The organism is Streptomyces sp. NPDC001668, from assembly GCF_042893155.1.
Lineage (GTDB): Bacteria > Actinomycetota > Actinomycetes > Streptomycetales > Streptomycetaceae > Streptomyces.
The window spans coordinates 402516-415437 of record NZ_JBIAUQ010000002.1 but is presented as its reverse complement, the minus strand read 5'-3'; the positions used below and the strand labels follow the sequence as shown (position 1 = coordinate 415437).

Here is a 12922-nt window from a genome sequence, read left to right as displayed (position 1 = left end):
TACGTCTTGCGTCGACGCTCAGACCTTGCCCGCGGCGAAGGTCGCCGCCGCGTCGGCGTTCGCCGTGTAGCCGAGGTGCGCCAGCGTGTCGTTGCCGCCCGCCTCGCAGACGGGGTCACCCTTCGCGCAGAAGTCGATGGTGCGGCTCTGGTACGTGCCGGTGACGCTCTTGCCGATCGCCCGAATCGGGTTGCCGAACAGCAGCACCGCGGCCACCCGGGACTCCAGCGCCGCCGGAATGGTGGCCACGATGGGACTGCCGACCACCGCACCGGCGCTGCTGATGCCGATGGAGTTGTCGACCACGTTCGCGCCCTGCGAATAACCGACCAGAACAAAGCGCTGGTTCGGACACGCGGCCGCCTGGCTGTTCACGTGGTTCACCAGATCGGCGTTTCCCTGCGCGGCGGACGTGAGGGAAAGGTCCGCGGGGTAGTTCACCTTGTAGCCGGTGACACTCCGGCCCGTGAGTTTCCTCTGCAGGGCGGAGAAGACCGGGTCGCCGACGATCAGGCCGAGATTGCCCGGCTCCAACGTGCCACGAGCGGCGACGACGTCGATGTCCGAGCAGGCCGCGGCGGACGCCGGAGGCGCCGCGACGGTGACCACCGAAGCTCCGCCGACCAGCGAGAGCGCGGCGAGGCACAAGCGAATACGCATGGGGGGATCCTTTGAGGGTGGGGCGTGTGAAACGCCTGTGGAAAGGATGACCCGAACGTATTCGCTTGACCGTGGCCGGTGTTATGGACGGGAATTCAGGAATTCCTCGTTCTTTTGTGCCGTGGTGAGTGCCAGAATGAGATCCAGACGCGAACCGGGATCGTGCAGGGCGTCACCGAAGATTTTCTCCAGCTGACGCAGCCGGTAACGCACCGTCTGCGGATGCACATGGAGACGGGCGGCGACGTCGGGCACATTGCTGCCGCTGAGCAGCCACGCGAGCAGCGTCTCGGCGAGCCGCTCCCGCTGCCCCTCCGACACCGCTTCGAGCGGCGCGAGGGCACGGGCCCGCAGCAGGTCGAGCACGGGCTCGTCGCTGTGCAGCAGCAGCGTCGACAGATGGTCGGAGCAGCGCACCACGCCCTGCCGGGGGAGGATCCCACGCCCCATCAGGCCCAGCGCCCGGGTGGCCCAGCGCAGCGACCGGGCGGCCTGGGCGAGCGGCACCGTCGGCCCGATCGCGGCCGGCCGCCCGCGCAGGGCGAGGCTGAACGCCCGCCCCCCGAAACGCCCTGAGCCGTCCGGGTCGGGTATCAGCATCCGCGGCGGCCGCGACTCCATGTCCACCAGCGCCCCCGCGGCGGCCAGTGGCCAGTCCTCCTCCCGCTGGTCCGGGGCGGCCGCGAGTGCGACCACCGCGACCTGCCTCGGCACCGACCACCGCGCCCCGTGCGCCAGGTCCTGCACGGCGGCCGCCGCGACCGGCCCGTCCCCGAGCAACAGGTCAAGCAGGCGTCTGCGCCGCCGTTCCAGTTCGTCCGTGTCCTGCGAGCGGGCCTCCGCGTACCCGGCCGCCGCCGCCTCGGCGACCTCGTGAACGGTACGGAACGCGATTTCGCCCAGAGCCGACACCACCGCCGAGTCGAGGCCGAGCTCCTCCGCCGTACGGCCCATCCGCCGCCAGGCGTGCAGCCCGCCCACACGCAGCGCGGACTGCAACGCGTCGAGGCTGCGCCCCTCCAGGGCCTCGCCGCGTCCGAGTTCGTAGTACGTCGCCGCGATCTCGTCCCCGTGCCTGCGCGGGTCGGCGATGTGGTCGACGAACAGCGTCAGCGCCTGCACCACACCGGCTCTGAGGTGTTCGCGGTAGGTTCCGTCGGCCGGGCGCGCGTACTCGGGCACCTGACGGCGGACCTCCTCCTCCACCTCGTCTGCGACGTCCGGCAGGTCGGCACGCAGGAGTTCGGCCAGGTCCGGAGGCACGGAGGCGGCCCCGAGGTCCTCCGGAAGACCTCGTGGTGTGGGGGTGGCCAAGGGGGGCCCTCCTTTCACCCGGAAGCGGCTCACCCGCGGGCCGTTGCCCGTGGGACGAGGGGTCAGTCCTGTGTTGGACGGACGTCCCCTGCGTTGCGTTCCGTGTCCCGACGGTACCGACTTCACTCCGGCACCCCCAGCCCCCGCGCAAGCATCGGCCACGACGCGGTGAACTCCTGCTTCCAGTAGGCCCAGCTGTGCCCTCCTCCTGCGTAGAAGTGCGTGGTGACCGGGATGCGCAGCAGTGCGAGCGTGTCGGCGAAGCTGTGGGCGGAGGGCCACAGGGCGCTCTCCAGCGCCTCGGGCAGCCAGTCACCCGTACCCCCGGCCAGCCCGCTGCCGCTGGAGACGTACAGCGAGGTGCCGCGCAGCCCGGCCGCGCGGTCCCGCGGGTTGAAGTCGCGCCAGGTGAGCAGGTTCAGGAACGGATTGCCCCACAGAGAGGCCGGCACCAGGTTCTCGCGGGCCACGATGGCGTCCATCAGTGCGGGCACTCCGGGCGCCATGGTGTCGAGGATCCCGCTGTAGGAGGCCGCCGCGGTGAAAGTGCCGGGGTGGCGGGCCGCGTGGGCCATGGCGCCGTAGCCGCCGGTGGACACCCCCGCGACGACCCGTACCCCGGAGGCCCGGTAGGTGCGGGCGAGCAGGGCCGGGACCTCCTTCAGCTGGAAGGTCTCGTAGTCGGGCCCGCCCCGCCAGGCGCTGGGGATGCCGGTGGGGCCGGCGTCGGGCATCGCCACGATCAGGTTCCGGCCCGCGGTGAAGGCCTCGATGTCCGTCTCCCGCGTCCAGGACGTGTAGTCGTCGTGGGCGCCGTGCAGCAGATACAGCACGGGGTAGGTACGGGTGGGCTCCGCGTCGAAGCCCGACGGCAGGATCAGCCGCACAGGGGCGCTGCGGCCGAGCGCGGCGGACGGCACGGACACGTCGAGGGTGCGGGACCCGAGCGCGGCGGCGGTCCGGGCGCCGAACAGCACGGCCAGACCGGCGCCGGCCGCGGCCTTGGTGACGGTACGTCGGGACACTCCGGTGGTGCGACGGTGCATGGCGGCTCTCCTCGGATCACGTTCGGCGGGTCCCGTCGGCGAGCTCCCGGCCCAGATGGGCGGCGATCTCGTCGACGTGCGGCGGGTCGAGCAGCGACAGGTGGTGTCCCGCGACCGGTACGACGGTCAGGCGCGGGCACACCTCGTCCCAGCCCAGCGCCTGGTCGTCGCGTTCGTAGGCGGGGTCACGCACGGTGTGCGGGGCGGGCTCGGTGGCCCGGTACAGGACCACCCGCCCGTCGTACCGGCCCGGCCGGTGGGCCTCGCCGATCCTCAGGTCCAGGTAGGAGGAGCGCTGGTGCTCCAGGGCGGCGTCCGGTACCCCGGCGGACGCGCGCAGGATCTCCAGCACGGTGTCGATGCGCTCGCGGTCGTCGTCCATCGCGACGAGGTCGTCGTACGGCAGCTCCAGCCGGACCCCGTAGGCGTCGTGGACGTGGCGGGCGAACCCCTCGAAGTGGGCGCGGAGCCGGTCGGACGGTGTCCGGTCGGGCTGGGGGAGGGGCCGTACGGAGTCGATGAGGGCCACGAGCTCCACGTCGCGTCCCGCGGCGGTGAGTTGCCGTGCGGTCTCCTGGGCGACGAAGCCGCCGAAGGACCAACCGCCCAGCAGACAGGGCCCGTCGGGATGCAGGGCGGTGACGGCCTCGGCGTAGCGGCGGGCCTTCCCGGTCACCGTCGGGGTGTCTTCGAGGCGTTCGAGGCCGTACACGGGACGCTCGTCGCCCAGGCGGTCGGCAAGTGCCCGGTAGACGTCGGTGGTTCCTCCTGCGGCGTGCACGAGGAAGAGCGGCGGCCGGGTGCCGGTGACACGCAGCGGGCGTACCGCGCCCGGCCGGACCCGGTCGGCCACCTCCTGGACGGTGGTGGCGCCGAGCAGGTCGCGCAGCGGCAGCTCGACGGCGAACTCGCGCTCCAGGGCGGTGCGGACGCGGACCGCCATCAGCGAGTCAAGGCCGAGGTCGGCCAGCGCGGTGGCGGGGGTGACACGGCCGGCGCTGTGGCCGGTGACGGTGGCGATGTGATGGCACAGGCGGGCGGCGACGGAGGTGTCCTGCTCGGCGCGCACCTCCTCGGCCGGCGCCTTCGTGGACGCGGGAGGGCGGGCCGGTGACGCCCCCCGCCCGTCCGTCCACCAGTGCCGCACATGCTTCCAGCGCGGCGCCGGCAGGTCGACGACCCGCCCGGGAGGCAGCGGGAGCCGTCCGCCCGCGCAGTACAGGGCCCCCACCTGGGCGAGGAAGTCGGCACATCCGTCGCCGTCCCGCCTCAGCGTCCCGATCGCGAGCGCACCGGGCACGTTGTCGGTGACGGCCCGGGCCAGGACCGGGTGGGGGGAGATCTCGACGAAGGCGGTGTGGCCGTCGGCGGCGGCCGCGGCGACGGCCCGGTCCAGGCGTACGGGCCGCCGGAGGTTGGCGGCCCAGTGAGCGGCGTCGAAGAGGGAGTCTCCGCGCGGATCGTCCAGGACGGTGGAGTAGACGGGCACGCGGGGCGCTCTGCCCCCGACGTCGGCCAGGGACGCCGTCAACTCCGCCAGCAGCGGCTCCACTTGGGGCGAGTGCCCGGCACCGACGACCCGCATGGACCGGGCGGCCCGTCCGTGTTCCTCCAGCCACCGCACGAGCCGCGCCACCGCCGGTTCCTCGCCGGTGACGACCTTCTGCCCGGGCGAGGAGTGGACGGCGACGTGCACGTCGGGGAAGTCCCGGGCCAGATCGTCGAGTTCGCTGTCGTGGAGGTCGACGACCGCCATGGCCCCGCCCCGGAGGCGGCTGAGCAGCCGGGCCCGTACGGCGACGATCCGGGCGCCCTCCGACACGTCCAGGGCGCCCGCGCACACCGCGGCGGCCACCTCGCCCAGCGAGTGGCCGATGACGGCGGCGGGCTCGACGCCGTAGGAACGCCACAACTCGGCGAGCGCCACCTGGAGTCCGAACAGCACGGGCTGGGCCACCTCCAGCCGGTCGAGCGCGCTCCCCGACGACAGACGGTCGTACAGGGACAGTCCGCACTCCGCGTCGAGCTTCTCCACGGCGGCGGCGAACGCGGGTTCCTCGGCCAGCAGCCGGCGTCCCATTCCGGCCCACTGGCTGCCGTACCCGGAGAAGATCCACACCGGGCCGGGCCCCGCGAGCTCACGCTCACCGGTCACGACCCGGCCGTGCGGGCGTCCCTGCGTCAACGCGTCGAGCCCGTCGGCGAGTTCGGCGCGGTCCCGGGCGACCACGGCCGCGCGCACCCCTCCGCGGCCCGCCCGTCCGGCCAGCGTGCGGGCCACGTCGGCGGGATGCGCGGCCGCCGTCCTGAGCCAGTCGGCGAGCCGGGCCGCGGTGTCCCGCAGCCGTTCCTCGTCCACGTCGGACAGGAGGTGGAGCCGGGCACCGGGCTCCTCGTCCGGGCGCGGGTGCAGGACGCCGGGCCGCCATTCCTCCAGTACGGCATGGGCGTTGGTGCCGCCGAACCCGAAACCGGAGACCCCGGCGACGGCCGTACCGCCGTAGCGCGGCCAGGGTTCGCCCTCGGTGACCACGCGCAGGCGTACGTCGTCCAGGGCGGTGCCCTCGGAACAGTGCAGGGACGGCGGGATGACGTCGTGGTGCAGGGCGAGCACGGTCTTCACCAGTCCGGCGATGCCCGCGGCGGACTCCAGGTGCCCCAGGTTCGACTTCACCGACCCGAGGAGCAGCGGCTGGTCGGGGTCGCGCCCCGCGCCGAGGACCGCGCCGAGCGCACCGGCCTCGATCGGGTCACCGAGCGGGGTGCCGGTGCCGTGCGCCTCGACGTAGTCGACCTGGGCGGGGGTGAGCCCGGCCCTCGCGTACGCGGTGGCCAACAGGGCTTGCTGGGCGGCCGGGTTGGGGGCGAGGAGGCCGTTGGAGCGGCCGTCGGAGTTGACGGCCGTGGCGCGGATGACGGCGAGCACGCGGTCGCCGTCGCGCTCGGCGTCGGACAGCCGCTTCAGGAGCACGGCCGCGCAGCCCTCACCGCGTCCGATGCCGTCGGCGTCCGGCGAGAACGGCTTGCAGCGCCCGTCCGGGGCCAGGGCGCCCGCCCGCCGGAACGCCATGCTGACGGTGGGGGAGAGCAGCAGGTTGACGCCCGCGGCGATCGCCGTGTCGCTCTCACCGGTACGAAGGCTCACGCAGGCGTGGTGCACCGCGACCAGTGAGGAGGAGCAGGCGGTGTCGACGGCCACGCTCGGCCCGCGGGTGTCCAGCACGTACGCCAGCCGGCCCGCGGTCACGCTCAGCGCGCCCCCGGCCGGCGCCCAGGGGTCCACGGCCGCCGGGTCCGCGCCGGTCAGCGAGCCGTACTCGGGGGCGGAGACCCCGACGAAGACACCGGTGGCGGTGCCCGCCAGGGAGGCGGCCGGGACGGCGGCGTGGTCCAGGGCCTCGTGCACGACTTCCAGGAGGATCCGCTGCTGCGGGTCCATCACGGCGGCCTCGCGCGGGGTGATCCGGAAGAAGTCCGCGTCGAACCCCGCGATGTCGTCCAGGTAGCCGCCGTACGCGGGCGCGTCCTCGGGCGGGAAGGGGGTGAAGTCGCGCCAGCGGTCCTCGGGGACCCGTCTGATCGCGTCGACGCCGTCGGTCAGCAGCCGCCAGTAGTCCGCCGGGCCCTGGACCCCGCCGGGGAGACGGCACCCCAGGCCGATGACGGCGACGGGCTCAGAGGCGACGGGCTCAGAGGCGGCGGGCTCCGAGGCGGTGGACGCCGTGGCGGGCGTCGGTGGCGCGGCCTGCGGGGTCGTACGGCACAGGTGCGCCACCAGGGCCTCCCCGGTGGGCGCCTCCCACAGCAGGGTCGGCGGCAGCTCCCGGCCCGTCAGCCGGGACAGCTCCCCGGCCAGCACGACCGCGTCCCGTGACGACATGCCGAGGTCCGCCAGCGGGCGGTCCATCGGAACCTCGGCGGCTGCCGTCCCGGTCCATACGGCGACCTGCTCCGCGACCAGCCGGCGCACCGCGCTCGCGTCCAGGGCGCTCATGCGGCTCCGCCCGTCGCGTAGACACCCGCCAGATACCGCTCACGCGTGAGCGCCCGCGACACCTTGCCGCTCGACGTCCGCGGCACCGTGCCCGGCGGGACCAGGAGCACATCAGCGAGCCGCACCCCGTGCCGTCCGGACACGGCCGCACGCACGGCCCGCACCAGCGCCGGTACGTCGATCTCGGCGAGGCTCGTGGTCCGCGCGTGCTCGGCCACCACGACCACCCGCTCACCGGAGCCGCCCGGCACCCCGAACGCGGCGAGCCGGTCGCGCCGCACCGCCGGATGCGCGTCCTGGACGGTGGCCTCCAGGTCCTGCGGATAGTGGTTGCGTCCGTCGATGACGATGAGGTCCTTGAGCCGGCCGGTGACGATCAACTGCCCTTCCAGGACCGTCCCCAGGTCACCGGTGCGCAGCCGGCCGTCCGTGCCGAAGACGCGCCGGGTCTGCTCGTCGCGGTTCCAGTAGCCGCGGCCCACGTTGGGACCCCGCACCTGGATCTCGCCGACCTCGCCCTCGGACAGGTGGGCGCCGGAGAGCGGATCGACGATCCGGACCTCCTGGCCCACCGGAGTGCCACAGCCCGCCAGCAGCACGGCCCTCGGGTCGTCGGGCCGCGCGGGCAGCGCCTTGCCCTCGGCGAGCGCGTCCCGGTCCAGGGCGAACCGGCGCACCGGCTCCCCGGGCCGGGCGGCGCTGACGAAGACGGTCGCCTCGGCGAGCCCGTACGACGGGCAGTGGGTCTCCGCCACGAGCCCCTGACCGGCGAAGGCGGCCTGGAACCTGTCGGCCGTGGTGGGACGGACCGGCTCGCTGCCGTTGATCAGCGCGACCACCCCGTCCAGCCGCAGATCCGCCTTCTGCGCCTCGGTCACCGTCGAGGCGCAGTAGTCGTAGGCGAAGTTGGGCGCCGCGCTCAGCGCCCGCGGATGCGCGGACAACAGCCGCAGCCAGCGCGCGGGTTCGTGCAGGAAGGCGACCGGGTCCATGAGCACCGACAGCAGTCCGCGCACGACCGGGGCGGCGACACTGAGGACCAGCCCCATGTCGTGGTACAGCGGCAGCCAGCCGACGCAGGTCACCGGACGGACGTCGGCGCCGTAGGCACCCAGCGCCTGGCGGGCGTTGGCGACGACGTTGGCGTGCCCGATCTCCACACCGGCCGGGGTGCGCGTCGAGCCGGAGGTGTACTGGAGGTAGGCGATCTCCCCTGCGGGCGGCGGCAGTTCCCGCGCGGCGGCATCGGGCACCTGGTCCACGGCGACCACCCGCGCGGCGCTGTCGCCGCACAACTCCCGCACCTCAGCGCCCACCTGACTCGTCGTCACGACCACCGACGGACGCGCGTCGGCCAGGACGGCCGCCAGCCGGTCGCCGTGTCCGGGCAGTCCGGGCGGATACATCGGTACGGCGACCATTCCGGCGGCGAGCGCACCGAGGAACCCGATGACGTACTCCAGCCCCTGGGGGCACAGCACCGCGACCCGCGCCCCCGGCTCGGCCTCCTCGGCGAGCCGGGCGGCCACCGCGCGTACCCGCACGTCCAGCCGGCGCCAGGTCAGGGTGCGGTGGACCCCGCGCGAGTGCGGGGCGGGGTGGTCGACGAAGGTGAACGCCCGGCGGTCCGGGGTGGCTTGGGCCCAGTGCCGCACATACTCCGGCAGACTCCGGAACGCGGGGGCGAGCGGGGGACGGCGGATGTCCATCGTGCGGGTCTCCTCGCGGGGCAGTCAGAGCGGGATGTTGCCGTGCCGGCGCTCCGGCATCGGGGCACGCTTGCCGCGCAGCGCACGCAGGGCACGGCAGATGTGGGCACGGGTGTCGCGCGGGGCGATGACCGCGTCGACGTATCCGCGCTCGGCGGCGAGATAGGGCGTCCCGTGGGTGCTCTCGTAGGCGTCCACGAGCCGGGCCCGCAGCGCCTCGGGGTCGTCGGCGGCGGCGAGTTCACGCCGGTGCAGCACGCCCACCGCGCCCTCGGCGCCCATCACCGCGATCCGGGCGGTGGGCCAGGCGAGGTTGATGTCGGCGCCCAGGTGCTTGGAGCCCATCACCGCGTACCCGCCGCCGTACGCCTTGCGCACCACCACGGTCACCTTCGGCACGGTCGCCTCGGCGTACGCGTACAGCAGCTTGGCGCCGCGCCGGATGATCCCGGCCTGCTCCTGGCGGACCCCGGAGAGATAGCCCGGCACATCGGCGAAGGTCAGCAGCGGAATGCCGAACGCGTCGCAGAACCGTACGAACCGAGCGGCCTTCTCGGAGGCGTCGATGTCCAGCACCCCGGCCGCGTGCAGCGGCTGGTTGGCGACCACGCCGACGGACGTGCCCTCGACGAGGGCCAGCGCGCAGATGATGTTCGGCGCGAACAGCTCCTGGACCTCCAGGAGTTCACCGTCGTCGACGACCGCCCGCAGGATGTCCCGCATGTCGTAGGCCTGCCCGAGCCGGTCCGGCACGATCTCGTCGAGCGGCACGTCGTCGGGCGGCGGCAGCGGGGCGTACTGCGGGGGCCGTTCCAGGTTGTTGACGGGCAGGTACGACAGCAGCTCCCGTACGGTGTCGAGGGCCTCCGTCTCGTCGGCGGCGAGGAAGTGGGCGTTGCCGTTGAGGGAGTTGTTGGTGCGGGCGCCGCCCAGCTCCTCGGCGCTGGTGCGTTCCCCGGTGACGGCCGCGATGACGTCGGGGCCGGTGACGAACATGTGCGAGGCACCGTCCACCATCACGGTGAAGTCGGTGATGGCGGGGGAGTAGGCGGCCCCGCCGGCGCACGGGCCGAGGACGACGGAGATCTGCGGGATCACCCCGGACGCCTGGACGTTGCGGCGCACCAGTTCGGCGTAGAGGGCGAGGGAGACGACGCCCTCCTGGATGCGGGCACCGCCCCCGTCGTTGAGCCCGATGACCGGGCAGCCGGTTCTGAGGGCGAGGTCCATGAGGGCGACCGTCTTCTCGCCGAAGGCCTCGCCCATGCTGCCGCCGAAGACCGTGGAGTCCTGGGAGAAGACACAGACGGGACGCCCGTCGACCGTGCCGTACCCGGTGATCACCCCGTCGCCGTAGGGGCGGTCGGAGTCGTCCCCGGCCGGTCTGGCCCGCACGAACAGTCCGGTCTCGGTGAACGAGCCGGAATCCAGCAGCAGGTCGATCCGCTCCCGGGCACCGAACTTGCCGCGTCTCCTCGGCCGGTCCGCGGCCACGGCCTGCGCCCGGCGCGCCTCCAGCGCGAGGACGCGGTCGGCGGTGCGGTCGGGCAGACGTGTCGTCGTCACCTCTAGTGTCACAGCCACCTCCGAAGTGGCCTTCGAATATGGCAGCGCCTCCGGCGCGGGCCGAGCCCAACGCCGTTCTGTTTGCGCGAGGTGAGTCCCGGGAGGCCGGCCTTAGTCCGCGGGTGACAAGGGCGTGCGGGACGAGGGGCATCACTTGTGCACTGCATTTGAGACAACCTGGCCGGAGGGAAGGTGCAGACCTATTCCTGGGATCGGCCTTTTCGCAGGCTGTGGGATGGCGAGTACATGTATCGAAGCGCGCGAATGAGTCAGCTCCCGGATTCGGTGCGACCGGCCGGTTGATAGTTCAATGGAGGCGCTGCAACAATCCCGGTCCTGGCCGCGTCGCCCCACCCCGGGCCTCCCGGCCGACCGGCCCGCAAGGCTCGTCGTCCAGCGCGCAATTCACATCACGCGAATTTCAGATTCACGAATTCCCCACACGTCCGCACCGCGTATGACTCCGGCATGCCTTGTGATGCGACGACCGGCGCGGCAGTAAAGAAGGTGCAAGTGTCCCGGCACTCCATGGGGCTCGGCGGGCCGCCGTTCCCCGACGAAACAAGCCCCCGACCGGATGACCGGCGATCGGTCCTGCATGAGCCCGCCTATCAGTCGCTGCGCAGCAGCCATCGGCGCTTCGGTGTCCGGGCCACGGCCGTCGCCGTCGGCGGCTTCCTGCTGTACGTCCTGCTGTCCAGCTTTCTGCCGGGCCTGATGAACACCCCCGTGAGCGGCCACCTCACCGTCGGACTGGCGCTCGGTCTCGGGCAGTTCGTGCTGATGGCCGTGATCGTGTGGCGCTACCTCGTGCACATGCGCACCCGGGTCACCCCGGTGGTCCGCGGGCTGCGCGGCCTGGTCCGCCACCACGGGGCCGCCGACCGCGAGCGGGCGGCCTTCGAGGCGCGCACGGCCCCCCGCGGCGAGGAGTACCGCCCATGGTGACGCTCGGCGCCTCCGTCGTGGACCGCCTCAGCCTCCAGCTGACGCTCGTGCTCTTCCTGTCCGTGGTCGTCGTGACCCTGTTCACCGCGTTGCTGACCGCACCCCAGCGCGACGAGATCGGCGAGTTCTACCTCGGCAACCGCACCATGTCCCCGCTGCGCAACGGGCTGGCGATGTGCGGCGACTACCTGTCGGCCGCCACCCTCTTGGGCAGCACCGGGCTGGTCGCCCTGACCGGCTACGACGGACTGCTCTACCTGTGCGGCACCGCCGTCGCCTGGATGATGGTGCTCCTGCTGATCGTCGAACCCCTGCGCAACACCGGCAAGTTCACCCTCGGCGACACCCTGGCGATGCGCCTGACGCGCCTGCGGCGGCCGGTCCGCCTCGCCCTGGCGCTGTGCACGCTGGCCATCACCACCCTGTACCTGGTCGCCCAACTCGTCGGCAGCGTCGCCCTGCTGACCCAGTTCACCGGCGAACCCAGCGCCGCCACCCGCACCCTGTGCGTCGTCGTCATCGGCACCATCGTCATCGTCTACGCCGCCATCGGAGGCATGCCCGGCGCCACCTTCATCCAGGTCGTCAAGGCGGTCATGCTCATCTGCGGCGTCACCGTGGCCGGCGTGATGGTGCTGAACCGCTTCGACTGGAACTTCGAGAACCTGCTCGCCGCCGCCGCGGACAACAGCGGGCAGGGCACCCGGTTCCTGGAACCCGGACTGCGCTACGGAGCCGGCGCCACCAGCAAACTCGACTTCCTCAGCCTCCAGTTGGCGATCGTGCTCGGCCTCGCGGCACTTCCGCACGTGATGATGCGCCTGCTCGCCCCGAAGTCCGTCGACGTCCTGCGCACCTCGGTGGTGTGGGCCATGGGCCTGGTCAGCCTCGTCTGCCTGGCGGCCGGCATCCTCGGTCTCGGCGCCACCGCCGTCCTGGGCAGCGACACCATCGCGGAGAACGACCGCACCGGCAACGCGGCCGTCCTGCTGCTCGCCCACGAACTGGGCGGCGCCGTCCTGACCGCCCTGCTGTCCTGTCTCGCCTTCGTCACGCTGCTCGCGGTCGCCGCGGGCCTCACCCTGGCCGCCGCCTCCTCGCTCGCCCACGACCTGTACGGCGAGGTGATCCGCAAGGGCAGGGCCACGCAGACGGAGGAACTGGCCGTGGCCCGGCTCTCGGCGGCCGTCATCGGCATCCTCGGCATGCTGCTCGCCCTGGTCTCCTGGGGTGCCAACTCCGCGACGCTCGCCTTCCTTGCCTTCGCCATCGCCGCCTCCGCCATCCTGCCGACCCTCGTCTACAGCCTCTTCTGGCGGCGGTTCACCGCGCAGGGCGCCCTCCTCAGCCTCTGCGGAGGCCTGTTCACCTCGGTTCTTCTCGTCGTCTTCTCCCCGGTCGTCTCCGGTGCCTCCGCCTCGCTCTACCCGGATGCCGATTTCGCCTGGTTTCCCTTGCAGAATCCCGGAATCGTCTCCATCCCGGCCGGCTTCCTTCTCGGCTGGCTGGGTTCGATACTGAGCCGTCCCGAAACAAAGGAGACATACGAGGACTTCGAAGTACGCGCCCTTGTGGGAGTCGACTAGCCGATTTCCTCCGACTTCTCCGGGAAGTGTGTGGCGAACACGTGGATATTTCGTCGACAGCCCGGCATGGCTTGCGGCGGCAACTCCCGTGCAGTAATT

Annotated in this window: 8 protein-coding genes; 2 read left to right on the top strand and 6 right to left on the bottom strand. The window is 72.7% G+C overall.

What is annotated here, in order from left to right; genetic code table 11:
• Window positions 1–18 precede the first annotated feature (18 nt).
• The 6 genes from ACFYZ8_RS07305 to ACFYZ8_RS07280 form a co-directional block, all read right to left on the bottom strand.
• Complete coding sequence (locus ACFYZ8_RS07305) at window positions 19–660, bottom strand: cutinase family protein (protein ID WP_388531564.1); 642 nt, start codon at window positions 658–660, stop codon at window positions 19–21.
• Between the two features lie 81 nt (window positions 661–741).
• Window positions 742–1974 carry a helix-turn-helix domain-containing protein gene (locus ACFYZ8_RS07300; protein WP_359037631.1) on the bottom strand — a complete coding sequence of 411 codons (1233 nt, stop codon included), beginning with the start codon at window positions 1972–1974 and terminating at the stop codon, window positions 742–744.
• A 122-nt stretch (window positions 1975–2096) separates the two neighbouring features.
• Window positions 2097–3020, bottom strand: a complete 924-nt coding sequence (locus tag ACFYZ8_RS07295; protein ID WP_388531566.1) for an alpha/beta hydrolase — start codon at window positions 3018–3020, stop codon at window positions 2097–2099.
• 16 nt (window positions 3021–3036) lie between these two features.
• On the bottom strand, window positions 3037–7014 hold the full coding sequence (locus ACFYZ8_RS07290; RefSeq protein ID WP_388531568.1) for a beta-ketoacyl synthase N-terminal-like domain-containing protein: 3978 nt from the start codon (window positions 7012–7014) through the stop codon (window positions 3037–3039).
• Complete coding sequence (locus ACFYZ8_RS07285; protein WP_388531570.1) at window positions 7011–8723, bottom strand: fatty acyl-AMP ligase; 1713 nt, start codon at window positions 8721–8723, stop codon at window positions 7011–7013. Before ACFYZ8_RS07285 ends, ACFYZ8_RS07290 begins: the two co-directional genes overlap by 4 nt.
• A gap of 24 nt (window positions 8724–8747) precedes the next feature.
• Window positions 8748–10289, bottom strand: a complete 1542-nt coding sequence (locus tag ACFYZ8_RS07280; RefSeq protein ID WP_388531572.1) for an acyl-CoA carboxylase subunit beta — start codon at window positions 10287–10289, stop codon at window positions 8748–8750.
• A 513-nt stretch (window positions 10290–10802) separates the two neighbouring features.
• On the opposite strand from ACFYZ8_RS07280, the gene ACFYZ8_RS07275 reads away from it, so the two are divergent.
• Window positions 10803–11237 carry a DUF485 domain-containing protein gene (locus ACFYZ8_RS07275; RefSeq protein WP_359037621.1) on the top strand — a complete coding sequence of 145 codons (435 nt, stop codon included), beginning with the start codon at window positions 10803–10805 and terminating at the stop codon, window positions 11235–11237.
• Window positions 11231–12823 (top strand): cation acetate symporter, encoded by a 1593-nt coding sequence (locus ACFYZ8_RS07270; RefSeq protein WP_388531574.1) that lies wholly within the window; start codon window positions 11231–11233, stop codon window positions 12821–12823. The genes ACFYZ8_RS07275 and ACFYZ8_RS07270 overlap by 7 nt, the downstream gene beginning before the upstream one ends.
• Window positions 12824–12922 lie beyond the last annotated feature (99 nt).

Coding starts and splice junctions, on each gene's coding strand:
- ACFYZ8_RS07305 (WP_388531564.1), bottom strand. CDS start 660: ATGCGTATTCGCTTGTGCCTCGCCGCGCTCTCGCTGGTCGGCGGAGCT.
- ACFYZ8_RS07295 (WP_388531566.1), bottom strand. CDS start 3,020: ATGCACCGTCGCACCACCGGAGTGTCCCGACGTACCGTCACCAAGGCC.
- ACFYZ8_RS07290 (WP_388531568.1), bottom strand. CDS start 7,014: ATGAGCGCCCTGGACGCGAGCGCGGTGCGCCGGCTGGTCGCGGAGCAG.
- ACFYZ8_RS07285 (WP_388531570.1), bottom strand. CDS start 8,723: ATGGACATCCGCCGTCCCCCGCTCGCCCCCGCGTTCCGGAGTCTGCCG.
- ACFYZ8_RS07270 (WP_388531574.1), top strand. CDS start 11,231: ATGGTGACGCTCGGCGCCTCCGTCGTGGACCGCCTCAGCCTCCAGCTG.